Raw genomic sequence first — 23249 nt, 5'->3', positions numbered from 1 at the left:
GCTCGCGTTTCCGTGCGCGGGAAGCGTTTATGCGTGAGGGGGCAGGGATGCCGCGGCCCCGGTGTCGGTGGCCGGGTCTAGCGTGGAGGAATGGTCGCTTATCGCTATCTCGGCAACAGTGGATTCAAGATCTCGGAGATCACCCTCGGCAACTGGGTGACCCACGGCTCGCAGGTCGGTGACGACGCGGCGATCGCCACGGTGCACGCCGCCCTCGACGCGGGCATCACGACGTTCGACACCGCCGACGCCTACGCCAACGGAGCGGCGGAGACCGTGCTCGGCAAGGCCCTCGAGGGGCAGCGGCGTGAGTCCCTCGAGATCTTCACGAAGGTGTACTTCCCCACCGGCCCCAAGGGGCCGAACGACACCGGCCTCAGCCGCAAGCACATCATGGACTCGATCAACGGGTCGCTGAAGCGCCTCGGCACCGATTACGTCGACCTCTACCAGGCGCACCGCTTCGACTACGAGACGCCGCTCGAAGAGACCTTCCAGGCGTTCGCCGACGTCGTGCGCCAGGGCAAGGCGCTCTACATCGGCGTCTCGGAGTGGACGGCCGAACAGCTGCGTGACGGGCACGCGCTCGCGAAGCAGCTCGGCATCCAGCTCATCTCGAACCAGCCGCAGTACTCCATGCTGTGGCGCGTGATCGAGGGCAAGGTCGTGCCGGCGAGCGAGGAGCTCGGCATCTCGCAGATCGTCTGGTCCCCCATGGCGCAGGGCGTACTCAGCGGCAAGTACCTGCCCGGTCAGCCCGTGCCCGAGGGCTCGCGCGCGACCGATGAGAAGAGCGGCGCGACGTTCATCAAGCGCTTCCTCGCCGACGACACGCTCGAGGCCGTGCAGCGCCTCACGCCCATCGCCGACGAAGCCGGGCTCTCGATGCCCCAGCTCGCGATCGCGTGGGTGCTGCAGAACCCGAACATCGCGGCAGCCCTGGTCGGCGCCTCGCGCCCCGAGCAGCTCGCGGACACCGTGAAGGCGTCGGGAGTGACCCTGGATGCCGATACCCTCAGCGCCATCGACGAGGCGCTCGGCGACGCGGTGTTCTCGGACGCCGAGAACACGTACGAGGTGTCGCCGAAGCAGCGCGTGGCGTAGTGCGTTCGGACGGGTCGGGCGTTCGCGCCCGGCCCGTCGTCGCGTGCCCTGGGGTGCGGGGGGCCGTCGCGCCCCCCGGTGCGGCCCAGATCACGTGACGTCGGCGAGACCACGCGTCACGGCGCGTGCGCTGGCCCACGTCACGTGATCTCGTGTGCCGATGCTCGCAGCCCGCCAGCGTCACCTCGCGCGCACATGCCGCGCCCGGCTGTGCCTCAGGCCCCGCTCAGGAGAGAGCAGGGCGGGCGTCGTACTCTGTGCGAATGTCCTTTTCCGCTCACCGACCCGGCCGCTTCGGCTCCGACGGTCGAATCGAGTTCACGACGGACGAGGAACGCGAGCAGTATCTCGACGACATCCTCGCCGCGCAGAACGCGGCGAACCGTCGCGCCGAACCCCAGGATCACACCGCCGAGCCGTGGGGCGCCCCGCCCGCCGACGACGACTCCCGCGACCCCTTCGTCTCCGACCCGAGCGACACCGACGCCCGCGACACCGACGCCAGCGACACCGTCGTGATCGACCGCGCCGAGCGTGCGCGCGCCGTCGACGACGAGACCGCGGTCCTTCCCGACGACGAGGCGCCCGAGCCCGCGGCATCCCTGCCCGTGGCATCCGAGCCGCGCCAGCCCCGCCTGCGCCGTCACGATCCGCGCCGCCCGCGGCTATCGCTCATCCGCCGCATGGCTGTGCTCGGCGGCGCGGACAACGACGTGCTCGACGAAGTGCCCGAAGAGGTGCCGCGCTTCGTGCAGATGTTCCTCGTGCTCGCGGGAACCGCCCTCGTCTCGTCGCTGTCGATGATGTTCGCGCTGCTCACGGGCGTGCGCGTGAGCCTGTGGCTCGCCGTGCCTCTCGCGATCGTGTGGGGCCTCATCATCTTCAACCTCGACCGCTTCCTCACCTCGACGATGCGTTCGACGAAGAACTTCTTCCGTCTGCTCGGGTTGGCCATGCCCCGCGTGATCATGGCCGCTCTCATCGGCATCGTCGTGGCGGAGCCCCTGGTTCTGCAGGTGTTCCAGAACGACATCGTGCGCGAGGTGAACTCCACCAACGTCACGCAGGCCCTCACCGACCAGGATGCCGTGACCAGCGGCCCCGAGAAGCAGGCGCTCGACGCCGCGAGCGCGCAGGTCTCGGCGCTCGAGAACCAGGCGGCGACCGGCATCGTGACCGGAACCTCGTCGACCTCGGCCGAATCCGCCGCGGCGCAGCAGAGCGTGGACCAGCTGACGCAGCAGCTCGCCGCGCAGCAGACCGTCATCGACCAGGCGCGCGCGGTGTACCAGTGCGAGCTCACCGGTCAGGGCGCCGGGACGGTCCCGGGCTGTACGGGCGTCGCCGGCAACGGCGCGAGCTCCGATGCGGCGCAGGCGCAGCTCGCCCAGGCGCAGTCGGCGTACGACTCGCTCTCGACCCAGCTCGCGCAGGCGCAGTCGACCCTCGCCGCCGCGAACTCCGCCGGGGCCGAGGCCGCCGCCTCGTCGGCCGACCAGAACAAGCAGCAGGCCGAAGACCAGCTCCCCGCCGCTCGCGCCCAGTACGAATCCGCGCTCACCGCCTACAACGCGCGGGCCTCGTCGGTCGCCGACGGCAACGCGGGAGCGGTGGGTCTGCTCAGTCAGATCACGGCTCTCGAGCGCCTGTCGGACCGCGAGCCGACGCTGCGCTGGGCGCACTACCTGATCGCCGCTCTGTTCTTCATGATCGAGCTGCTGCCCGTGCTCGTGAAGGTGCTCACCGGCTTCGGCGGTCCCTCGCTCTACGAGAAGGCCGAGAAGATGCGCGGTCAGATCGCCCTGGACCGGGTCTCGGCGCGCACGTTCCGCAAGCGCGCCGACATCATCGCCGACGAGGCGAACCGCGTGCCGGCCAGCGTCACCTGATGGTCGTGTGGAGCGCGGGACTGCTGCTGTACCGGCTGACGCCGGAGCCGCAGGTGTTCATCGCGCACATGGGCGGACCGTTCTGGGCCACGAAGGACGTCGGCGCCTGGTCGATCCCGAAGGGCGAGTTCGATCCCGAGTCCGAGGGGGCTCTGGATGCCGCGCGCCGCGAGTTCCGCGAGGAGCTCGGCGTCGAGCCGCCCGAGGTCGCGTGGGCCGAACTCGGGACCTTCGCGTACTCGAGCGGCAAGAAGGTGGTCGTCTTCGTGGGGGATGGCGCCGGGTTCACGGCATCCGACTTCACCTTCGGCACTTTCGAGATGACGTGGCCGCCACGCTCCGGCAGGACCGCGACGTTCCCCGAGGTCGACCGCGCCGAGTGGGTGGGCCTGGATGCCGCGCGCGAGGCGCTCGTGAAGGGGCAGCGCCCCGCGATCGAGGCGCTCGCCGTCGCCCTCGAGGGCCTGGGCGGCGATTGAGGCGCTCCCCACTGGGGGTGGAGGTCGTGCGGCACTCCGGAAAAACCGCGGCGCAGCCCGCTCATCGCGCCGCTTCTCCTGGCGAACGGATGGCGCGCTCCGCGCTTCTCAGGAGTTCCGTACGCCCGGCCGCCCGGGGCGCGGGCTGCTCGTCGCGCACGGACGGTCCGTCGCGTCGCGTCGCTCGAGGCCGTCGGACGGTGCGTTACTCCTGAACACGGGCGTTTCGTCTCCGCGGCGGCCCCGGGAGAGGGGCCGCCGTGCCCCGCCTGTGCCGTTTTTTCAGGAGTTACGCGGGGCGACGGTCCCCGGGCCGCTGATCCGTCCGGGTGCGTGCCGCGTCGCGCCCCGAACGCACGAGTGTCCAGAACACCCGGACGTTCCGAAAAATCGTCCGGGTGTTCTGGACACTCAAGAGGGGCTCGGCCCCGCGCGCCGCGGAACGCGAGCCCCGCGGCGCGACGCGGTCACGGGCGCAGCAGCACCTTGCCGACGCGGGGCGCGTCGCTCGCGGTGACGGCCTCGACGATCTGATCGAGACCGAAGGTGGCGGCCACGGGGAGGGTCAGCGTGCCGTCGGCGAGGTAGCGCGACAGTTCGCCGAACAGGGCGCCGCGGGTCTCGGCATCCATCGTCTTGCTGACGACGCTGCCCCAGAAGCCCTTGACGGTGGCCTGGCGGAAGATGAGGTCTCCGGCGCCGAGCTCGAGCTTGCCGGCGCCCATCGATCCGAAGATCACGAGCGTGCCGTTCTCGCTCAGCAGCGACAGCACCTGGCCGGCGGCGGGTCCGCCGACGGAGTCGACACCCGCGACGACCGTGCCGTCGCCGACGAGGGCGAGGGCCTGGTCGCGCCAGTCGTCGGCGTCGGTCGACACGACGTTGTCGATGCCCTGGGCGGCGAGCTCTTCGACGGCGCTCTGGCGGCGCACGAGACCGACGACGTTGACGCCTCGAGCCTTGGCGATCTGCGCGACCATACGGCCTACGGCGCCGTTGGCGGTGTTCTGCACGATCCAGTCGCCGGCCTTCAGGTCGAGCGAGTGCAGCAGGCTGATGGCGCTGAAAGGCATCGAGACGAGCTGCGAGGCGACCTCGTCGCTCAGGCCCTCGGAGACGGGGATGAGGCCCGCGGCCTTGGCGACGACCTGCTCGGCCCACACGCCGAACGTGCCGCCGGTGGCGACGCGCTGGCCGACGGTCAGGCCGTCGACACCTTCGCCGAGCTCCTCGATGACGCCGACGGCCTCGGTGCCGGCGCGGGCGGGCAGCTCGGGCTTGAAGCCGTAGGTGCCGCGGATGGTCCACAGATCGTGGTTGTGGATCGGCGACATCAGCACGCGCAGGCGCACCTCGCCGGGCCCGGGGGTCGGGGTCTCGACCTCTTCGGTTCCGACGACGTCGGCCGGCTCGCCGAACTCGTGGTGGATGACTGCGCGCATGAAATGCCTCCTGTGGTTATTTTGTAACGACCGGTCTAATATAGACCTCGGGCCTGCGAATGCAACCCGGAAGACGTGGGACAGCCGAAAGGCGGAGGAAGAACATGGGCCGGATGCCGAGCTTCGAGCGCTCCGCCGTCGTCGACGCCGCGCGTGACGTGTTCTGGCGGCGCGGGTACGCCGAGACGGGGATCGCCGAGCTCGAGGAAGCCACGGGCCTCACCCGCTCGAGCCTGTACAACGCCTTCGGCAGCAAGCGCGGACTGTTCGACGCCGTCCTCTCGGCCTACCTCGACGATGTGGTCCGCACACGCCTGCGCCCACTGGGTGGGGGAGACCCCGGCGCCCTGGAGGCCTACGTCGAAGACATGCGCTCGGCCATCGAGGCCGATGCCCCGCGCGCTCGCCTGGGGTGTCTGCTGCTCAACGCCGGTTCCTCTCCCCTCGCGAGCGACGACGCCGAGGTGCGCGCGCTCGTCTCGGACTACGCCGCCGAGATGCGCGCCGCGATCCGCTCGGCGGTCGCCGACCGGCGTCCGGATCTGGTCCCGGATGCCGTGGACGCCCTCGCCGCGGTGTGCGCCTCGCTCGTGGTGGCCGGCCTCACCCTCGCGCGCGCCGATCGTGACGCGGCGTTGGCGACGTTGGCATCCATCCCCTCGACCCTGGAGTCGTGGGGCTGAATCCGCACCGGGCGGTCTCAGCCCAGCTTCACGGCCGTGCCATAGGCGACGACCTCTTGGAAGTTCTGCGCCACCTCGCTGGTGTCGAAGCGCATCGCGATCACCGCGTCGGCCCCGACGGCCTGGGCCGCCTCGACGAGACGCTGCTTCGCTTCGTCGCGGCTCTCCTGCAGCTGTTGCGTGAGACCCTGCAGCTCGCCGCCGAAGATCGATTTCAGGCCGGCGCCGAACTGCACCCCGATGTTGCGAGCGCGCACGGTGAGGCCGGTCACTTCGCCGTACACTTCGACGATCTGACGGCCGGGGACATCGTTCATGGTCGTGACGAGCATGCGACCAGTGTGGCAGGTGACGGACTGTGCCGCGAGGGGTGATGTGCGTCGCTTTGTGTATACCTACACCGCACTCAGGGTGCCGAAATCCCCACTGCGCACGCGGAGTGTATACACTGGACGAGTGACGGCGAGGGGGCAGCATGCGGGCGAGTGAACGCGCCTACGCGACCCTCCTCGACGAGATACAGACCGGGGCGCTGACGCCCGGAACCGTGCTCGGCGAAGTAGAGCAGTCCACCCGCCTCGGAGTCAGTCGCACCCCTCTTCGCGAGGCGCTGCGCCGGTTGGCATCCGATGGCCTCGTCGCCCAGGCGTCGGCGCGCGTGACGGTGGTCGCCGGCATCGACGCCGACGACATCCGCTCTCTCTTCGACCTGCGCCGGGCGCTCGAGACCGAGGCCGCGCGGTTGGCCGCTCGACGGGGCGATCGCGGGGAGTTCCGAGGCCTCGCGACCGAGTTCGCCGCCGTCGACACGGCCGATGCCGACGCGTACTACGCCCTGATCTCCCGCTTCGATTCCGCGATCGACGACGCCGTCGACAACGCCTACCTCTCCTCAGCGCTCCGGAGCGTCCGCACTCACCTCGTACGGGTGCGACGCATGGCGCGAGACAACCCCCTTCGCCTCTCGGCGTCGACGGGGGAGCATGAACTGATCGCGAGAGCGATCGGCGCCGGCGACCCCGAACTCGCCGCGCACGCCACCCACGTGCACCTGCACAACGCCCTCACCACCATCCTCGAAGCCCTCACGGAGGACCCCTCATGACGATCACCCACCACGTGCGCGTGCACCGCAGCGACGAGAACCTCGCCCGCGAGGGCCAGCTCGCCTGGGCGCTCGCGCGCGTCGCGGTCGACCCGGTGGCCGTCGACGACGACGTGACCGAGATGATCGTCAACCGCCTCATCGACAACGCCGCGGTCGCCGCAGCCTCGCTGACCCGTCAGCCCGTGAGCGCCGCGCGCCAGCAGGCGCTCGACCACGCCGTGTCGATCGGCGGAGCGGGCGCCACGGTGTTCGGCTGCGCGCTCGAGCGGCACTCCAGCCCCGAGTGGGCGGCCTGGGCCAACGGCGTGGCCGTACGCGAGCTCGACTATCACGACACCTTCCTCGCCGCGGACTACTCGCACCCCGGCGACAACATCCCGCCCGTGCTGGCCGTCGCCCAGCACACCGGTCGCGACGGCGCCGCCCTCGTGCGCGCTCTCGCCACGGCCTACGAGATCCAGATCGACCTCGTGCGCGCGATCTCGCTGCACAGGCACAAGATCGACCACGTCGCCCACCTGGGTCCCGCCGCCGCAGCCGGCATCGGCACCCTGCTCGATCTCGACCAGGAGACGATCTACCAGGCCATCGGCCAGGCCCTGCACACCACCACCGCCACCCGCCAGTCGCGCAAGGGCGAGATCTCGACCTGGAAGGCGCACGCTCCCGCCTTCGCCGGGAAGATGGCGATCGAGGCCGTCGACCGGGCGATGCGCGGAGAGACCAGCCCCTCCCCGATCTACGAGGGAGAGGACGGCGTGATCGCGTGGATGCTCGACGGCCCCGACGCCTCGTACGACGTGCCCCTTCCGGGCGAGGGCGAGAGCAAGCGCGGCATCCTGGATTCGTACACGAAGGAGCATTCGGCCGAGTACCAGGCGCAGGCCTGGATCGACCTGGCCCGTCGCCTCGGCACGGAGCGCCCCGATCTGCGCGACCCCGCGAACGTGGCATCCATCGTCCTGCACACCAGCCACCACACGCACTACGTCATCGGCTCGGGCGCGAACGATCCGCAGAAGTACGACCCCACCGCGTCACGCGAGACGCTCGATCACTCGATCCCGTACATCTTCGCCGTGGCCCTGCAGGACGGCGCGTGGCACCACGTCGACTCGTACACCCCCGAGCGGGCGGGCCGTGCCGACACCGTCGAGCTGTGGCACAAGGTCACCACCGCCGAGGATGCCGAGTGGACGCGTCGCTACCACTCGGAAGACCCTCAGGAGAAGGCGTTCGGCGGCCGCGTCGTCATCACCCTGACCGACGGCTCGACCGTGGAGGACGAGATCGCCGTCGCCGACGCCCACCCGCTCGGCGCCCGGCCCTTCGCCCGCGAGGACTACGTGCGCAAGTTCCGTCTGCTCGCCGAGCCCGTGCTGCAGCCCGACGAGATCGAGCGCTTCCTCGAGCTCGTGCAGCGCTTGCCCGAGCTGACCCCCGCCGAGGTCATGCAGCTGACGATCGTCGCGAAGCCCGGCGTGCTGGCGCTCGCGCCCGCGCCCAAGGGGCTGTTCTGATGGTCGGGCCGTGCGTGACTCCTGAGAATTCCGCGGCCCACGGCACGCGTCCCGCGTGGTTCCGCGGGCGATACTCCGCCGCGACGCAGTTCTTCAGGAGTTCTGCCTCCCGGACGGAAGGAACCCGCTGATGCTCTACGCCCAGACCACCGCCGCCCAGAAGCGGCGCGCCCTCCGCGAGAAGCTGGCATCCGGTGACCTCGTCCGGATGCCGGGAGCCTTCAACCCGCTGTCGGCCCGCCTCATCGAGCGCAAGGGTTTCGACGGCGTCTACATCTCGGGCGCGGTGATCTCGGCCGACCTGGGTCTGCCCGACATCGGGCTCACGACCCTCACCGAGGTCGCCGGCCGCGGACAGCAGATCGCGCGCATGACGGAACTGCCGGCGATCATCGACGCCGACACCGGGTTCGGCGAGCCGATGAACGTCGCCCGCACGATCCAGACGCTCGAGGACGCGGGGCTCGCCGGCACCCACATCGAGGACCAGGTCAACCCGAAGCGGTGCGGCCACCTCGACGGCAAGAGCGTCGTCGACGCCGATACCGCGATCAAGCGCATCCGCGCCGCGGTCGACGCCCGGCGCGACCCCGACTTCCTCATCATGGCGCGCACCGACGTGCGGGCGGTGGAGGGACTGGATGCCGCGATCGACCGCGCGAGAGCCCTGGTCGACGCGGGCGCCGACGCGATCTTCCCCGAGGCGATGCGCGACCTCGGCGAGTTCGAGGCCATGCGTTCGGCGCTCGACGTGCCGATCCTGGCGAACATGACCGAGTTCGGCAAGAGCGAGCTGTTCTCGACGCAGCAGTTGCGAGACGCCGGGGTGAACCTGGTGATCTGGCCGGTGTCGCTGCTCCGACTCGCGATGGGCGCGGCGGGCCGCGGCCTCGACGCCCTGGCATCCGAGGGTCACCTGCGCGACCAGCTCGGCGCGATGCAGCACCGCGCCGACCTGTACGACCTCATCGACTACGAGGGCTATACCCGCTTCGACGCCGACGTGTTCGACTTCACGGTCGAGCGCTGAGGCGGGTTCGCGTGGGTGGGGTGACCATGTCCCGATTCGCGCAGACCATGTCCCACTTCCGGCTGCCCGGAGGGCTTCCACGCAGCACAAAGTGGGACACGGTCGTTCGGGAGTGACCGGAAGACCGCCGAAAGTGGGACATGGTCGGGAGAACCACCGGCGCCGCCGTGTGAAGATCGCTTACGACTCAAGGGAGAGACGATGACCGACATCAAGAAGGGCCTGGCCGGGGTCACGGTCGACGAGACCGCCGTCAGCAAGGTGAACCCCGAGACGAACAGCCTGCTGTACCGCGGCTACCCCGTGCAGGAGCTCGCGGCCACGCAGCCTTTCGAGGCGGTGGCGTCCCTGCTGTGGAACGGGGAGCTTCCGGATGCCGAACAGCTCGCCGCCCTGCGCCGCACCGAGCGTCAGCACCGGGCGCTGACCGACGACGTCCGCGCCGCGATCGACCTGCTGCCGACCAGCGCCCACCCGATGGACGAGGTGCGCACCGCCGTCAGCGTCATCGGCGCGCGTGAGACGGCCGGGATCTCGAACGTCATGGATGCCGTGGGCACCCCCGAAGAGAACCTCGGGCGATCGATCCGCCTGTGGGCGCAGCTGCCCGCCGTGGTCGCGTACGGTCAGCGCCGCCGCCGGGGCGAGGAACTCATCGAGCCCCGCGACGACCTGGACTACGCGGCCAACTTCCTGTGGATGACGTTCGGCGAGGAGGCTGACGAGGTCGTCGTCGACGCGTTCACCCGCTCGATGATCCTGTATGCCGAGCACTCCTTCAACGCCTCGACCTTCACCGCGCGCGTGATCGCGTCGACCCTCAGCGACCTGTACTCCGCGGTCGTCGGCGCGATCGGCGCCCTCAAGGGCCCGTTGCACGGCGGCGCGAACGAGGCCGTGCTGCACGTGTTCACCGAGATCGGCTCGGCCGAGAACGTCGGCCCGTGGCTCGACACCGCCCTCGCCGAGAAGCGCAAGATCATGGGCTTCGGCCACCGCGTCTACAAGCGCGGCGACTCGCGCGTGCCCACGATGAAAGCCGCTCTCGACACCCTGGTGGAGCACTACGACCGCCCCGACGTCGCCGCCCTCTACGACGCGCTCGAGTCGCAGTTCGTCGAGCGCAAGGGCATCTACCCCAACCTCGACTACCCCTCGGGCCCGGCGTACGACCTGATGGGCTTCGACACGCTCACCTTCACACCCCTCTTCGTCGCCGCGCGCGTGACCGGCTGGACCGCGCACATCCGCGAGCAGCAGGCGTCGAACGCCCTCATCCGCCCCCTCTCGGAATACGTGGGTGCCGACGAGCGCCACGTCCAGGGATACGTTCCGGATGCCGCCGACGTCGAGGCCCAGGAGCGCCCCGAGGAAGCGGCGGGCTGATGTCGACGCAGAAGATCGTCCTCGTCTCGGGCGCGCGCACGCCGATCGGCTCGTTCGGCGGCTCGCTGTCGGGGGTCGACGCGTACGAGCTCGGCGCGGTCGCGGTGACCGAGGCGCTCCGCCGCGGAGGCGTGTCGGTCGAGGACGTCGACGAGGTCGTCATGGGCTGCATCGCCCAGAACGGCCCCGACGCCTACAACGCTCGCCGCGTCGCGCTCGCCGCGGGGCTGCCCACGCGTGTGCCCGCCTTCACCGTCAATCGCCTGTGCGGCTCGGGCCTGCAGGCGATCTGGTCGGCCGCTCAAGAACTGCGCTGGGGCGGCATCGACGTGGCCGTGGCCGGGGGCGATGAGAGCATGTCGCGTACGCCCTTCCTCGACTACGGTGCCCGCGGCAACTCCCGACTCGGCGACCGGACCCTGCTCGACGGCACGCTCGCGATCCTCACCGACCCCTTCAGCGGCCGGCACATGGGCACGACGGCCGAGGTCGTGGCATCCCGATACTCCGTCTCGCGCGAGGAGCAGGACGCCTTCGCCGTCGAGAGCCAGCGCCGGGCGGCGACGGATGCCGCGCGCGCGGCCTTCGCGGAAGAGATCGTGCCCGTGACCACCGGCGGCCGGAAGCCCGTCGAGGTCTCGGTCGACGAGCACCCGCGCCCCGGAACGACGATGGAGGCCCTCGCCGGTCTGCGGCCCGCTTTCGAGAAGGACGGGTCGGTCACCGCGGGCAACTCCTCGGGCATCAACGACGGCGCCGCGGCGACCGTGCTGATGCGCGAGGACGACGTGCGCGAGCGCGGCCTGACGGGGCTCGCGACGCTGGAGGCCGTGACCACCGCGGGCGTCGACCCCGAGATCATGGGGTGCGCCCCCGTCATCGCCCTGCAGCGGTTGTGGGAGCAGACGGGGCTCACCCCCGCCGATGTCGACGTGATCGAGCTGAACGAGGCGTTCGCCGCGCAGGCCGTCGCGGTGATCCGCGACGCGGGCCTCGACCCCGAGAAGGTGAACCCCTACGGCGGGGCGATCGCCCTCGGTCACCCCGTGGGCGCGACCGGCGCGATTCTGACCGTGCGCGCGGCCCTCGACCTGCGTCGTCGCGACCTCGAGTACGCGGTCGTGACGATGTGCATCGGAGGCGGCCAAGCCCTGGCGGCGCTGCTGCGGCGGTACTGAGCCGGTCGATCCGCCCTCGGCGGGATGCCCTGCGGAGCTCGTCTGCGACATGCCGGGTCGGCGGGGTGGCCGGGCGGCGTGCCGGGGGTGGGATCCGCAGGGCGGTCGGAAAACCCCTGCCGCGGATGGACGGTTCCCGGTCGCGGCGGGCGGTTCGCTGGGACGCAGCGTCTTATCCGCTGGACGGTCACGCCCGCGGTGGCCGCTGAACCATGTACACGTCGATCTCGTCCTCGGAGTCGAGCTCGAAGCCCGCACGTTCGTACAGGCGACGGGCGGGGCTGCCCTGCAGCACGTTCAGTCGCGTCGGCCCGTCCCACGGCTCCGCCAGCACCCGAGACAGGACCAGACCGCCCACTCCCCGACCCTGCAGAGCGGATGCCAGATAGAAGTGCTCGAGCCAGCGCGAGGCCCCGTCCGGACGGACGGTGAGGGAGCCGGCATCCGCCCCGTCGACGACGATGACGCGCGTGAACTCGGGACGGAAACCCGCGCGCATGCGCGCGCGCACACGGTGCTCGTCGTAGCGGCCGAGGCGCTCGAGATCGGTGCGCAGCACCTCGGCGCGCAGTTCGACGAGCCACTCGATGTCGTCGGGCACGCTCGGTCGCAGACGGATGTCCATCCGTCGAGTCTAGGAATCGCGACGCGGATGTGCCCGCGATACTGGGCGTATGAGCGTGTTCCTTCTCGGCGGCGGGCGCGATGTCGCCCGCTGCGGCGACCTGCTGCGTCCCTTCGTCCTCGAGGCGCGCGAGCGCGCCGGTGACCGCTCGCCCGTGATCGCGCTGCTGCTCGTGCTCGAGGCCGGCGACGACACCAGGATCGCCCTCCACCGCGCCATGTTGGACGCAGCGCAGGCGGTGCCCGCCGAGATCCGCGTTGAGACGATCGTCGAGGGCGAGGTCTTCGATGCCTCGGCGCTCGCCGCCGACGCGCTGTTCGTCGGCGGCGGCCTCACCCCGGCCTACCTGGATGCTTTCGCGCAGATTCGGGATGCCGTGCCCGAGCGCGTCCGCGACGGAATGCCGTACGCCGGGTTCTCCGCCGGCTCCGCGATCGCCGCGGGTCCGGCACTGGTCGGCGGATACCGTCTGGGCGGGGTCGAGGTCGTGTCGGAGAACGCCGGCGAAGAGCTCGACGAGCTCGAGGTCCGCGGGGGCCTCGGGCTGCTGGACTTCGCCGTCGACGTGCACGCCGCCCAGTGGGGGACCCTTTCCCGTCTGGTCGCCGCTGTCGATGCCGGGCTCGTCTCCGACGGCGTGGCGATCGACGAGAACACCGCCCTGGTGATCTCGGCGCAGGCGGCCCCGGCCGTCCGCGGCGCGGGGCAGGTCTGGCGCGTGGAGTCCGCGGCATCCGGGGTCCACGTCCAGGTGCTCCGCGCCTGACTCTTCGCGTCCGGCCTCGCCGCGCGCGTCGCCGGGAGTCGTCGCTCGCGGGGCTCCGAAGCGACAGGCGCCGGTGACTCGCGGACGGGAAACGGCCCCCACCCCGAGGGGTGAGGGCCGTTTCGGCAGGCGATGCGTCAGGCGGTGCGGCGGCGGCGCAGCGCGAAGGCGAGACCGCCCGCGACAACGAGGAACCCGCCCGCGAGGGCGATGCCCCACGGCGCTTGCGCGCCCGTCGCCGCCAGAGTGCCCTTGCGGACCACCTGGACCGCGAGAGCCGGGAGCACGGTGCCGTCGGCGCGCGTGATGACCACCGTGTGCGCCCCGGGCTCGAGAGCCGCGGGCACGTTCACCCGGAAGGTCACGGTGCCGGAGGCGTCGGCGGCGGGGATGCCGGTGATCACGATCGGCGTGCTGTTGAGCGTCGCCGTCAGCTGCTCGCCGGCGTTGAGCCCCGACACGGTGACCGTGAACGACCCACCCTGTTCGACGCGCGTCGCGCTCGCCGTGATGCTCGCGGAGGTCGACGGCGAAGCCGTGGGGCTGCCGGTGGGCTGACCCGTGGGGTTCGTCGTGGGCGTCGGGCTCGGCGTGCCGGTTCCCTCGTCGACGGGCTGAGAACCTGTCAGGTACGCCCGGCCGAGCGGCGAGGGCGCGACGCTCTTCTTCGCGGTGAAGTAGTCGACCGTGGCCTGCAGGTCGATCTGACCCGAGTCGGCCTTGTTCGTTCCCTGCGCGAAGGCGGTGAAGTTGTCGCCGCCGGCCGCGAGGAACGAGTTGGTGACGACGCGGTACGAGGCGGACGCCGCGATCGGCTTCCCGTTGAGCTGGATCGCCTTGATGCGCGAGCCGGCAGCCGCGGTCGGGTCGTACTCGAAGGTGAAGCCTCTCGACACGCCCAGGGCGAGCACCGGACGCGAGGCGCCCGAGGGTTGCCACTGCTGCTCGAGCACCTGCTTCAGCTGCGCACCCGTGAGCGACAGCGTCACCAGGGTGTTGCCGAAGGGCTGCACGTTCGCGGCCTCGCGGTACGAGACCGAGCCGTTGTCGGAGCCGTACAGTAGGTCGGCGCGCAGACCGCCGGGGTTCATGAACGCGATCTGCGCGTCCTGCCCGTTGAACGAGGGGTTCTCGCTCGTGGCCCAGAGGTACACGTCCGCGACGGTGTTGCCGAGCGTGGAGTAGGCACCGCGGTCCTCGGCACCCGAGCTGTTCTTCGCGCGGGTGATGTCGGCGGTGATCGTGCCGACCTCGACCTTGCCCTTCGTGTCGGCGGTGGTCTTGGCATCCGCCACGATCTTCGCGGTCGCGATCTGCGGGTACGCGATGTACTGCGTCACCGCGGGGTCGAGCAGCGCACGCACGCCGGGCGTGATCGATGCGAGCTTGCCGCCGGCATCCAGATCGATGTCGAGCGTGCCGAGGTTCGTGCCGTACGAGCCGGTCTGGATGACTGAGCGTCCCCCGATGGTGCACGAGTACTTCTGGTGCGTGTGCGCCGAGACGATTGCGTTCACATCGGCTGAGGCGCCGCGGACGACGGCGCCGAAGTCGGTCGACTCGGTCGCGATCGTGGTGCAGTCCGTGCTCTCGGAGCCGTCGTGGACGAGGACGATGACGATGTCGGCACCCGCCGCGCGGGCGTTCTTCGCCTCGCGGTTGACGGCCTCGGTCTCGTCGCCGAACTCGATCGTGGTGATCTTCGACGGGTCGACCATGCCCGCGGTCTGAGGCGTCACGGTGCCGACGAACGCGACCTTCGTGTTGCCGACCTGCTTGATCGTGTACGGCTTCAGGGCGGGGGTCTTCGTGCCCTTGTTGTAGACGTTCGCCCCGAGGGCGAAGTCGCTGAGGGCTCCCGAGTTGTTGCCGTAGGCGGGGATGACCCGACCGGTGAGGTCGGCGAAGCCGCGGTCGAACTCGTGGTTGCCCACCGCGCTGACATCGAGCGTCGCGGCCTTCAGAGCCTTGATGGTCGGGGTGTCCTGGTCGATGAACGACTCGAAGGCGCTCGCGCCGATGTTGTCGCCCGCCGACACGAACAGCGTGTTCGGGTTCTGCTGGCGGTACTTCTCGACGGCGCCGGCGAGCACCGCGGCCCCGGCGACGCCCCCGGTCTCCTGCAGCAGACGGCCGTGGAAGTCGTTGATCGTGAGGATTTGCAGGTCGGGCGTCTTCGGCTGCGTCGGGCGGACCTCGAACACGGTGGTGGTGCCCGAGACCTCGTTGCCCGTGACCAGCAGCGGCACACCGGTCGGCGAGCGCAGGGCCGATACGAAGGCGATGCCCTCGGGGCCGAGGTCGCCGGCCGAGGCCGTCTTGACGTCGGCGGAGGCGTTGCGGTTGTTGACGTACGTGACGTACGTCGCCTTGGTCGGGTCGGTGATGTCGTAGACCATCACGCCACCCGCGCGCTCGAGGCCGATGAAGGCGTAAGTGCGGCCGTCTACGACGCCGATCGTGACGTTCTCGGGCTCGGGGCCCTTGTCGTCGCTGCGGTCGTCGAGGGTGTTGTTGTCGTTCGAGACGTTGAACAGCTGCGGGGCGACGTCCTTGAGCTTCTTCTCGAACTGATCGCCCGAGTCGAAGACGAGAGCACCCGTGGTGTCCCAGATCGAGAAGGAGCGGCCGCCGTAGGCGTACAGCTCGCTGTAGCAGCCGTCGGCGGTCTTGCCGAGGTCGGTGACGACCTTGAGGCGACCGGCGGCGTCATCGGCCGTCTGGCCCGCGAGCGGGCTCGAGGCGCAGATGGGCGCCAGGCCGTTCTTGCCGAAGGCCTTGATGCGCGCCTCGTCGTCGAAGGAGCCCCACTTGCGCCCGTCGCCCTCGTTGGCGGTGACGAGGTAGGTCGTGGCCTTCCCGTTGGTGCTCGCCGAGTACGAGGCGATCCCGTCGGGCATGTAGAGCCCCTTGAGGCCGGCGACGGGGCGGATGCTGTTGACAGCCGTCGTGCCGTCTTTGTCGCTCGGGTCGAGTCCGACCGTGCTCCAGTCCTTGTACCCGAGGGGCAGGATGCCGGTCACCTCGGCCTTCGTCAGATCCACCGTCGCGACGGCGTTGTTCTCCTGCAGGGTGACGTAGGCCACGGTGCCGTCGGTGGTGATGTACTCCGGCTCGAGGTTGCGCGAGACGCGGTTCGTCGACAGGGTCGCGGCATCCTGACCCGGGGCGGCGACGTCGGGGCCGAAGATGCGCACCTTGGAGTCGAGCGTCTTGCTCCCGCCGGGCTCGAAGGCGCGGAAGCCCGCCGTCTTGACGGCGCTCTGCGCGGGGGCGGACAGGGCGGACGACAGCGCGATGACGCTGACCGAGCCCTCGGGGTCGACCGAGAAGTCCGCCGCCGGCTCGCCCTCGTTGGCGACGACGGCGTAAGAGCCGTCCTTCGAGAAGGTCACCATGTCGGGAAGAGCGCCGACGGTGACCTCGCCGAGCTTCGCACTCGCGGCATCCGTCTTGTTGGCGTCGAAGAAGACCAGGTGACCGGCGTCGGTCTTCGTCTTGGCTTCGAAGGCGATGACGCCGAGGCCGTCGTCGCGGACGGCGACCGAGTTGGCGACACCGTTCGACGAGATGTCGAACAGCTTGACGGGCTTCTTGGGGTCGCTGTTGTCGAGCACCGTCACGGTGCCCGCCTGGGCGTTGACGACGAGCAGGCGGTCGCGGTACGCCTGGACGATCTCAGCGGCGGAGGCGTCGTAAACGCCGGTGTCGTACGAGCCGACCGGGGTGACGCTGATCGCGGCGCCGGTGACGCTGTTCGAGACGGGCTGAGGGACGATTGCGGCGGAGGCCGCGGTGGTGCTCGACAGGGCGAGCGCGCACACCGCCGCGGTCGTCGCGGTGAACGCGGCGGCGCGGCGGAGGAAGGTCGAAGGCATGGCTGTGTCCTCGGATTCGGGTGGGGGAGCGACCCGCGCGGGCGGCGCGATCTTGTGGATTTTGCCTGCAGTTCGTGACGACCCGGTGAACGGGGAGGGAACGCGCCGGCGTCGGTCCCCGATGCCTCCGGGCGGTCTTACGCTCGTCCCATGAATGAGAACGTCTCGGCGGCCGCCCCCGGCGCGCACCCCGATGAGCCCCACCGCCAGGGACTCTCCCAACGACTCAACTGGCTGCGCGCCGGCGTGCTCGGCGCCAACGACGGCATCGTCTCGACCGCCGCGGTCGTGGTCGGTGTCGCGGGCGCCACGAGCGACACCGGTCCGGTGCTCGTCGCGGGTCTCGCCGCCCTCGTCGGTGGCGCCATCTCGATGGCACTCGGTGAGTACGTCTCCGTGTCGAGCCAGCGCGACAGCGAGCACGCCCTCATTCAGAAGGAGAAGCGCGAGCTCGCCGAAGATCCCGAGGCCGAGCTCGCCGAGCTCGTGGGCATGTACGAGGCGCAGGGTCTGTCGCGCGACACCGCGACGCGCGTGGCGAACGAGCTCACGGCATCCGACGCCCTCAAGGCCCACCTCTCGGTCGAGCTGAACATCGACGCCGAAGACGTCGTGAGCCCGTGGGCCGCGGCCTTCGCCTCGGCGGTCGCCTTCACCATCGGCGCCCTCTTGCCGCTCGCGACGATCCTGCTCGCGCCGGTCGAGATCCGCGTTCCGCTCACCTTCGTCGCCGTGCTCATCGCGCTCGCGATCACGGGCTACGTCGCCGCCGTGCTCGGTGGGGCGCGGCGCGGGCGGGCGGTGCTGCGCACGGTGATCGGCGGTGCGCTCGCGCTCGCCGCGACCTACGCGGTCGGCGCGTTGTTCGGGGTCTCCGCCTCGTAGTCGGTACCTCTATCAATTAGTAGGACGTCCAGGTAATCTGAGGGGAGCGACGACGCCGTCGCTTTCCGAAGGAGAGCCGCATGGACACCACCCCTGCTCCCGCGCTCGACGCCCCGTCGACCGGCACCCTGAGTTCCGACGAGCGCGATGCCATCCTCGACGCGGTGCGCGACTTCGCGGCGACCGAGTTCGCCCCGCGTACCCTCGAATGGGATGCCGAGAAGCACTTCCCCCGCGACGTGCTGCGCCGCGCGGGGGAGCTGGGTCTCGGCGGCGTCTACGTCAACGACGACGTGGGCGGCGCCGGGTTGTCGCGCGTCGACGCGGTGGCGATCTTCGAGGAGCTCGCCTACGGCGACCCGACGGTCACGGCCTACATCACGATCCACAACATGGTCGCGTGGATGATCGACACCTACGGCACCGCCGAGCAGCGCGAGCGGTGGCTGCCGTCGCTGGTGGCCATGGAAGATCTCGGCGCCTACTGCCTCACCGAGCCCGGCGCCGGGTCCGACGCCGCGGCCATCACCACCTCGGCGATCCGGCACGGCGACACCTACGTGCTGACGGGGGTCAAGCAGTTCATCTCGGGCGCCGGCGAGGCGTCGGTCTACGTCGTCATGGCTCGCACGGGGGAGCCCGGAGCACGCGGCATCAGCGCCTTCCTCGTGCCCGCCGACTCCGAAGGACTCTCGTTCGGAGCGAACGAGAAGAAGATGGGCTGGAACGCGCAGCCCACCCGTCCCGTCATCCTCGACGAGGTGCGCGTGCCCGCCGAGAACCTCCTCGGCGGCGAGGGACGCGGCTTCTCGATCGCGATGAACGCCCTCAACGGCGGTCGCCTGAACATCGCCACGTGCTCGATCGGCGGGGCGCGCTGGGCGCTCGATCGCGCGATCGCCTACGTGCACGAGCGTTTCACCTTCGGCGAGGCCCTCGCCGAGAAGCAGTCGGTCGTGTTCGCGGTGGCCGACATGGCGACCGAGCTCGAAGCCGCACGACTGCTCGTGCGCGATGCGGCGTCCGCCCTGGATGCGAAGACTCCGGATGCCGCGACCCGGTGCGCCATGGCGAAGAGGTTCGCGACCGACGTCGGCTTCCGCGTCGCCAACGAGTCGCTGCAATTGCACGGCGGATACGGCTACCTGCAGGACTACGGCATCGAGAAGGTCGTTCGCGATCTGCGTGTGCACCAGATCCTCGAGGGGACGAACGAGATCATGCGGCTCATCGTGGGTCGCAGCGTCTTGGCGGCCTGAGGTGCCCCCTCTTCGGTTCGGGGCGGATCCGCCCTACGGGGCGTGTACGTCCCGCCCCGCGAAGAGGAACGGGCCCCGAACGGCCCGGGTCGCCGTGTAGGGCGCAGACGCCGACGCGGCGAGGCAAGACCCTCGGTCGATGTCGGTGGGGCGTGCGAGCATTCCAGGGCGGGCGAAACCGCTGCGATCATCACTCGAGACGACGGGAGTCACCATGACCGAGCCGGATGCCGGATACGAGACGATCCGCGTCGAGCAGCGTGGACGCGTCGGGTGGATCACCCTCGATCGTCCCGAGGCCCTGAACGCGCTGAACACGCGAACCATGACCGAGGTCGTTGCGGCGGCCGAGGCGTTCGACGCCGACGAGGGCGTCGGCGCGATCGTGGTGACCGGGAGCGAGAAGGCCTTCGCCGCGGGCGCCGACATCAAAGAGATGGAGCAGAAGTCGGGTCTCGACATGATGCTCACCGACCACTTCGGCGCCTGGGCGCGCTTCGCCGCCGTCCGTACGCCCGTGATCGCCGCGGTCTCGGGGTACGCCCTGGGCGGCGGGTGCGAGCTCGCTCTCATGTGCGATGTGATCCTGGCATCCGATCGGGCGAAGTTCGGACAGCCCGAGGTGCAGCTCGGTGTGATTCCGGGCATGGGCGGGACGCAGCGGCTCGTGCGGGCGCTGGGGTACTACAAGGCCGCCGAGCTGGTGCTCACCGGCCGTATGATCGACGCCGCCGAGGCCGAGCGGGCCGGGCTCGTCTCACGCATCGTGCCCGCGGCGGAGTTGCTCGACGAGGCCGAGAAGGTGGCGCAGACGATCGCCGAGAAGCCCCTCCCCGCGCTGTACGCGGCGAAGGCGGCGCTCGACGTCGCGCTCGAGTCGACACTCGCCGAGGGGGTGCGGTTCGAGCGTCAGGCTTTTGCGGCGCTGTTCGACACCGCCGACCAGAAGGAGGGGATGGCGGCGTTCCGCGAGAAGCGGGCGCCGTCGTTCACGCACCGATGAGAGCTCAGAGCGGATCGGGAACCGGTGAGGGGTCGGCGAAGTCGCCGGCACCCTTGCGGAAGCGCGCGATGATCCGCACGAGCGCCGTCGCGTCGTCGTCGTCGAGACCCAGGTCGGCGAACACCTCGTTCAACGCGGCGGTCGCGTCGTCGACCCGTCGGCGCCCGGCGTCGGTGAGTGCGAGCAGGGCCGCGCGTCCATCGGTCGGGTGCGGTTCGCGCGTCACGAACCCGTCGCGCGCGAGGCGCTCGACCGTGTTGGTGACGCTCGTCGGATGCACCTGCAGGCGCGCGATGGCGCTGGCCATCGGCATCCGCCCCTCGCGGGTGAAGGCGAGCAGCCGCAGCATCTCGAACCGCGAGAACGACAGGTCGAACGGCTTCAACGCCCGATCGATGGATGCCATGAGCAACTGGTGCGCACGGATCACCGAGGTCACCACCGTCATGCCGTCGGCGGCGTCGTCCCATCCGTGCGCGAGCCACTGGCGCTTCGCCTCGGCGATCGGGTCGACAGGCAGTCGTCGCGTCATCGGTCCTCCTCGCGTTTCACGGTACCGTTCGCCCGCGGTGCGCGCTGCGGGGCGATGGCTGAGGTGGTCGGAGCCCTCTCGCCGCGGGCTCGACCGCCGCCGCGGGATCGCGGCATCCGTCCCCTCACCGAAGGAGCCAGGTCGATGAAGATCGTGGTGCTGGTCAAAGAAGTTCCCGACACGTGGGGTGAGCGTCGCCTCGACCTCGAGACAGGTCTCGCCGACCGCGCCGCATCGGCCCCCGTGCTCGACGAGATCGACGAGCGCGCGGTCGAAGCCGCCCTCGCCCACGCCGACGCGCACCCCGGCACCGAGGTCGTCGTGCTCACGATGGCTCCCGCCTCGGCCGCCGCGACCGTGCGCAAGGCCCTCGCGATGGGCGCGACCTCGGCCGTGCACGTCGTCGACGACGGCCTGCGCGGTGCCGATCTGCTGCTGACGGCCGACGTCCTCGCGGCCGCGGTTCGGCGCACGGGTTTCGACCTGGTGATCGCGGGCAACCTCTCGACTGACGGAGGCGGGGGAGTCGTGCCGGCGATGATCGCCGAACGCCTCGGCGTGCCGCAGCTCACCGCGTTGTCGAGTCTCGAAGTGACCGACGACGCCGTGACCGGCGAGCGCGTGAGCGACGCCGGGACGATGCGGGTGTCGGCATCGCTGCCGGCGGTGGTCTCGGTGACCGAGGCGCTCCCCGAGGGGCGGTTCACGACGTTCAAGGGCATCATGGCCGCCAAGAAGAAGTCGTACGAGACGCTGGATGCCGGCGAACTCGGCGTCGAGGTCGAAGACCCGGCCCAGGCCCGGTACATCATGCTGTCGGTCGCAGAGAGGCCGCCGCGCGCGGCCGGGACCACGATCGTCGACGAGGGCGACGCCGGTGAGAAGCTCGCGGCCTTCCTCGTGGCCGAGGGGGTGGCGTGATGAGCGTCACTCTGGTTCTGCTCGAGGTGCTGCCCTCCGGTGCGCTCGCGGCCTCGTCTCCCGGGCTGCTGGTGGCCGCCGCGGCGGTGGGGGAGCCGGTCGCGGTGATCGCGGCCCCCGACGCCGCGCTCGAGCGCTCCGCCGAAGAGGCCGCACAACTCGGTGCGGTGCGCGTGCTCACCGCCGCGGTCGACCCGACCGCGCTGACCGGTCCGGCGGTCGACGCGCTCGCCGTCGCGGTGGCGGCCGAGGGTCCCGACCTCGTGCTGGCGTCCAACGCGGTCGAATCCCGCGACATCGTGGCCCGCCTCGCGGTGCGGTTGCGCCTGCCGCTTGCGACGGACGTGGTCGGCGTCTCCCGCGACGATCTCGGGGTCGTCGCCCACCATTCGGCGTTCGGCGGCGCTTTCACCGTCGACGGCGCGCCCACCTTCGGACCCCTCGTCGCGACCCTGCGGCCCGGTTCCGTCGAGGGTCGCCTCGACGCGCAGCCGCTCGCCGTGCGGGCCCTCGAGGAGTCGGCATCCGGAATCCCCTCCGCGCGCGTCGAGGCGTTCTCCGAGACGTCTGCGCCCTCGACGCGGCCCGAGCTGCGCGGTGCGGACGTCGTCGTCGCGGGTGGGCGGGGCGTGGGATCGAAAGAGGACTTCGCCCTGGTCGAGCAGCTCGCCGATGCGCTCGGGGCCGCCGTCGGCGCCTCGCGTGCGGCCGTCGACGCGGGGTACGTGCCCGCGACCGCGCAGGTCGGGCAGACGGGAGTGTCGGTCTCGCCGAGGCTGTACGTCGCCCTGGGGATCTCGGGTGCGATCCAGCACCGCGCGGGCATGCAGACCGCTCGCACGATCGTCGCGATCGACAAGAACCCCGAGGCACCCATCTTCGACATCGCCGACTTCGGTATCGTCGGAGACCTGTTCACCGTCGTCCCGCAACTCATCAGCGCGCTAGAGGCCCACAAGAAGTAGATGGCGTCCACACCCCGCACTCCGCGTCGCGGGCTGCCGCGCGTCCCCGGTGGGGAGCCCTGGCCGCCCGCGGGCCCTGGCGCGTCCGCGGCGCGTCCGCCTCAGGATGCCGCGGATGGTGCCGCGTCCGCCGTCGAGAAGCGGGGCGCCGGCTCACCCGCAGCGGATTCGGGTCCGCGCGATGAATTCGGATCAGAGGCGACTCCGCGTCCGAATCCGGTGCACGCTTCCGAATCCGTTGAGGCCGGAAGTCGCGTGATCGGACCGGAACACGAGAGCGCGACATCGGATCCCGCGGCGACCGGTGTGCGCCGGGGGCTCCCGCGCGAGCCGGGCGGGGAGCCCTGGCCGCCGGCATCCACTGTTCCGTCCGGCCGCTCCGGTGCGCGCTCCCCGGCACCGTCACTTCCCGCGCCCGCGCCCCCGCCCGAGCCCGTCGATGCGGAGACCAAGCCGCAGTCGTCCCCCTCGGCCCCGGGGCGGATGCCGTGCGCCGGGGTCTGCCCCGCGAGCCGGGCGGGGAGCCCTGGCCGCCGGCATCCGCGAATCCGTCCGGGGCCGCGCGCCCTCGCGACGCCGCAGAATCGGAGAATCGC

Annotated in this window: 20 protein-coding genes; 15 read left to right on the top strand and 5 right to left on the bottom strand. The window is 70.8% G+C overall.

Annotated elements, in window-relative coordinates; all coding sequences use genetic code 11:
- The first annotated feature begins 90 nt into the window (after positions 1-90).
- The 3 genes from NE358_RS15175 to NE358_RS15165 all read left to right on the top strand — a co-directional run bounded on the left by NE358_RS15175 (position 91) and on the right by NE358_RS15165 (position 3472).
- Positions 91-1104, top strand: a complete 1014-nt coding sequence (locus tag NE358_RS15175; protein ID WP_116239460.1) for an aldo/keto reductase family protein — start codon at positions 91-93, stop codon at positions 1102-1104.
- 263 nt (positions 1105-1367) lie between these two features.
- Positions 1368-2993, top strand: coding sequence for a DUF4407 domain-containing protein (locus tag NE358_RS15170; protein WP_289939812.1), 1626 nt, complete (start codon positions 1368-1370; stop codon positions 2991-2993).
- Entirely contained in the window at positions 2993-3472 is a 480-nt protein-coding gene (locus NE358_RS15165) for an NUDIX hydrolase (protein ID WP_289939811.1), read from the top strand. The genes NE358_RS15170 and NE358_RS15165 overlap by 1 nt, the downstream gene beginning before the upstream one ends.
- A 467-nt stretch (positions 3473-3939) precedes the next feature.
- Here NE358_RS15165 and NE358_RS15160 read toward each other — a convergent pair whose 3' ends face one another.
- A complete protein-coding gene (locus NE358_RS15160; RefSeq protein WP_141378246.1) occupies positions 3940-4914 on the bottom strand; it encodes a zinc-binding dehydrogenase in 975 nt (324 codons plus the stop codon).
- 104 nt (positions 4915-5018) lie between these two features.
- Here NE358_RS15160 and NE358_RS15155 point away from each other — a divergent pair, with 104 nt between their 5' ends.
- The gene (locus NE358_RS15155) at positions 5019-5597 is read left to right on the top strand and encodes a TetR/AcrR family transcriptional regulator (protein ID WP_141378245.1); all 579 of its coding nucleotides are present in this window, start codon (positions 5019-5021) and stop codon (positions 5595-5597) included.
- Between the two features lie 17 nt (positions 5598-5614).
- On the opposite strand, the gene NE358_RS15150 is transcribed toward NE358_RS15155, so the two are convergent.
- Entirely contained in the window at positions 5615-5929 is a 315-nt protein-coding gene (locus tag NE358_RS15150; protein WP_056224521.1) for a YbjQ family protein, read from the bottom strand.
- A gap of 143 nt (positions 5930-6072) precedes the next feature.
- Between NE358_RS15150 and NE358_RS15145 the strand changes: the two genes are divergently transcribed.
- The 5 genes from NE358_RS15145 (at position 6073) to NE358_RS15125 (ending at position 11819) form a co-directional block, all read left to right on the top strand.
- The gene (locus NE358_RS15145) at positions 6073-6702 is read left to right on the top strand and encodes a GntR family transcriptional regulator (RefSeq protein ID WP_116239455.1); all 630 of its coding nucleotides are present in this window, start codon (positions 6073-6075) and stop codon (positions 6700-6702) included.
- The gene (locus NE358_RS15140; protein WP_289939810.1) at positions 6699-8225 is read left to right on the top strand and encodes an MmgE/PrpD family protein; all 1527 of its coding nucleotides are present in this window, start codon (positions 6699-6701) and stop codon (positions 8223-8225) included. The genes NE358_RS15145 and NE358_RS15140 overlap by 4 nt, the downstream gene beginning before the upstream one ends.
- Before the next feature lie 130 nt (positions 8226-8355).
- Entirely contained in the window at positions 8356-9255 is a 900-nt protein-coding gene (prpB, locus tag NE358_RS15135; protein ID WP_289939809.1) for a methylisocitrate lyase, read from the top strand.
- A gap of 201 nt (positions 9256-9456) precedes the next feature.
- Positions 9457-10641, top strand: coding sequence for a bifunctional 2-methylcitrate synthase/citrate synthase (locus NE358_RS15130; protein WP_116239453.1), 1185 nt, complete (start codon positions 9457-9459; stop codon positions 10639-10641).
- A complete protein-coding gene (locus NE358_RS15125) occupies positions 10641-11819 on the top strand; it encodes a thiolase family protein (protein ID WP_289939808.1) in 1179 nt (392 codons plus the stop codon). The genes NE358_RS15130 and NE358_RS15125 overlap by 1 nt, the downstream gene beginning before the upstream one ends.
- Positions 11820-12006: 187 nt before the next feature.
- Here the strand turns inward: NE358_RS15125 and NE358_RS15120 are convergent, their stop codons facing one another.
- Complete coding sequence (locus NE358_RS15120) at positions 12007-12444, bottom strand: GNAT family N-acetyltransferase (RefSeq protein ID WP_103208219.1); 438 nt, start codon at positions 12442-12444, stop codon at positions 12007-12009.
- Positions 12445-12493: 49 nt separating this feature from the next.
- Between NE358_RS15120 and NE358_RS15115 the strand changes: the two genes are divergently transcribed.
- Entirely contained in the window at positions 12494-13210 is a 717-nt protein-coding gene (locus NE358_RS15115; protein ID WP_103208222.1) for a Type 1 glutamine amidotransferase-like domain-containing protein, read from the top strand.
- 137 nt (positions 13211-13347) lie between these two features.
- Here the strand turns inward: NE358_RS15115 and NE358_RS15110 are convergent, their stop codons facing one another.
- Positions 13348-17088, bottom strand: coding sequence for a choice-of-anchor I family protein (locus NE358_RS15110; protein WP_289939804.1), 3741 nt, complete (start codon positions 17086-17088; stop codon positions 13348-13350).
- 150 nt (positions 17089-17238) lie between these two features.
- On the opposite strand from NE358_RS15110, the gene NE358_RS15105 reads away from it, so the two are divergent.
- From NE358_RS15105 to NE358_RS15095, 3 genes are all read left to right on the top strand, one after another.
- On the top strand, positions 17239-17973 hold the full coding sequence (locus NE358_RS15105) for a VIT1/CCC1 transporter family protein (RefSeq protein WP_279365926.1): 735 nt from the start codon (positions 17239-17241) through the stop codon (positions 17971-17973).
- A gap of 80 nt (positions 17974-18053) precedes the next feature.
- Positions 18054-19232 (top strand): acyl-CoA dehydrogenase family protein, encoded by a 1179-nt coding sequence (locus tag NE358_RS15100; RefSeq protein ID WP_103208230.1) that lies wholly within the window; start codon positions 18054-18056, stop codon positions 19230-19232.
- A 214-nt stretch (positions 19233-19446) separates the two neighbouring features.
- Positions 19447-20235, top strand: a complete 789-nt coding sequence (locus NE358_RS15095) for an enoyl-CoA hydratase-related protein (protein ID WP_103208233.1) — start codon at positions 19447-19449, stop codon at positions 20233-20235.
- A gap of 4 nt (positions 20236-20239) precedes the next feature.
- Here the strand turns inward: NE358_RS15095 and NE358_RS15090 are convergent, their stop codons facing one another.
- Positions 20240-20767 (bottom strand): MarR family winged helix-turn-helix transcriptional regulator, encoded by a 528-nt coding sequence (locus tag NE358_RS15090; RefSeq protein ID WP_103208235.1) that lies wholly within the window; start codon positions 20765-20767, stop codon positions 20240-20242.
- 144 nt (positions 20768-20911) lie between these two features.
- Between NE358_RS15090 and NE358_RS15085 the strand changes: the two genes are divergently transcribed.
- Both NE358_RS15085 and NE358_RS15080 read left to right on the top strand, forming a co-directional pair.
- Positions 20912-21688: an electron transfer flavoprotein subunit beta/FixA family protein gene (locus NE358_RS15085; RefSeq protein ID WP_103208237.1), complete on the top strand. Its 777-nt coding sequence runs from the start codon at positions 20912-20914 to the stop codon at positions 21686-21688.
- Positions 21688-22653, top strand: coding sequence for an electron transfer flavoprotein subunit alpha/FixB family protein (locus NE358_RS15080; protein ID WP_289939791.1), 966 nt, complete (start codon positions 21688-21690; stop codon positions 22651-22653). Before NE358_RS15085 ends, NE358_RS15080 begins: the two co-directional genes overlap by 1 nt.
- Positions 22654-23249: the final 596 nt, after the last annotated feature.

This window comes from Sphingomonas sp. G5 (assembly GCF_052660795.1).
This window is presented reverse-complemented; position numbering and strand designations above follow the sequence as displayed.

What these genes read in the sequence shown, in the direction of transcription:
- NE358_RS15175 (WP_116239460.1), top strand. Translation starts at nt 91, where the DNA reads ATGGTCGCTTATCGCTATCTCGGCAACAGTGGATTCAAGATCTCGGAG.
- NE358_RS15170 (WP_289939812.1), top strand. Translation starts at nt 1,368, where the DNA reads ATGTCCTTTTCCGCTCACCGACCCGGCCGCTTCGGCTCCGACGGTCGA.
- NE358_RS15165 (WP_289939811.1), top strand. Translation starts at nt 2,993, where the DNA reads ATGGTCGTGTGGAGCGCGGGACTGCTGCTGTACCGGCTGACGCCGGAG.
- NE358_RS15160 (WP_141378246.1), bottom strand. Translation starts at nt 4,914, where the DNA reads ATGCGCGCAGTCATCCACCACGAGTTCGGCGAGCCGGCCGACGTCGTC.
- NE358_RS15155 (WP_141378245.1), top strand. Translation starts at nt 5,019, where the DNA reads ATGGGCCGGATGCCGAGCTTCGAGCGCTCCGCCGTCGTCGACGCCGCG.
- NE358_RS15150 (WP_056224521.1), bottom strand. Translation starts at nt 5,929, where the DNA reads ATGCTCGTCACGACCATGAACGATGTCCCCGGCCGTCAGATCGTCGAA.
- NE358_RS15145 (WP_116239455.1), top strand. Translation starts at nt 6,073, where the DNA reads ATGCGGGCGAGTGAACGCGCCTACGCGACCCTCCTCGACGAGATACAG.
- NE358_RS15140 (WP_289939810.1), top strand. Translation starts at nt 6,699, where the DNA reads ATGACGATCACCCACCACGTGCGCGTGCACCGCAGCGACGAGAACCTC.
- prpB (WP_289939809.1), top strand. Translation starts at nt 8,356, where the DNA reads ATGCTCTACGCCCAGACCACCGCCGCCCAGAAGCGGCGCGCCCTCCGC.
- NE358_RS15130 (WP_116239453.1), top strand. Translation starts at nt 9,457, where the DNA reads ATGACCGACATCAAGAAGGGCCTGGCCGGGGTCACGGTCGACGAGACC.
- NE358_RS15125 (WP_289939808.1), top strand. Translation starts at nt 10,641, where the DNA reads ATGTCGACGCAGAAGATCGTCCTCGTCTCGGGCGCGCGCACGCCGATC.
- NE358_RS15120 (WP_103208219.1), bottom strand. Translation starts at nt 12,444, where the DNA reads ATGGACATCCGTCTGCGACCGAGCGTGCCCGACGACATCGAGTGGCTC.
- NE358_RS15115 (WP_103208222.1), top strand. Translation starts at nt 12,494, where the DNA reads ATGAGCGTGTTCCTTCTCGGCGGCGGGCGCGATGTCGCCCGCTGCGGC.
- NE358_RS15110 (WP_289939804.1), bottom strand. Translation starts at nt 17,088, where the DNA reads ATGCCTTCGACCTTCCTCCGCCGCGCCGCCGCGTTCACCGCGACGACC.
- NE358_RS15105 (WP_279365926.1), top strand. Translation starts at nt 17,239, where the DNA reads ATGAATGAGAACGTCTCGGCGGCCGCCCCCGGCGCGCACCCCGATGAG.
- NE358_RS15100 (WP_103208230.1), top strand. Translation starts at nt 18,054, where the DNA reads ATGGACACCACCCCTGCTCCCGCGCTCGACGCCCCGTCGACCGGCACC.
- NE358_RS15095 (WP_103208233.1), top strand. Translation starts at nt 19,447, where the DNA reads ATGACCGAGCCGGATGCCGGATACGAGACGATCCGCGTCGAGCAGCGT.
- NE358_RS15090 (WP_103208235.1), bottom strand. Translation starts at nt 20,767, where the DNA reads ATGACGCGACGACTGCCTGTCGACCCGATCGCCGAGGCGAAGCGCCAG.
- NE358_RS15085 (WP_103208237.1), top strand. Translation starts at nt 20,912, where the DNA reads ATGAAGATCGTGGTGCTGGTCAAAGAAGTTCCCGACACGTGGGGTGAG.
- NE358_RS15080 (WP_289939791.1), top strand. Translation starts at nt 21,688, where the DNA reads ATGAGCGTCACTCTGGTTCTGCTCGAGGTGCTGCCCTCCGGTGCGCTC.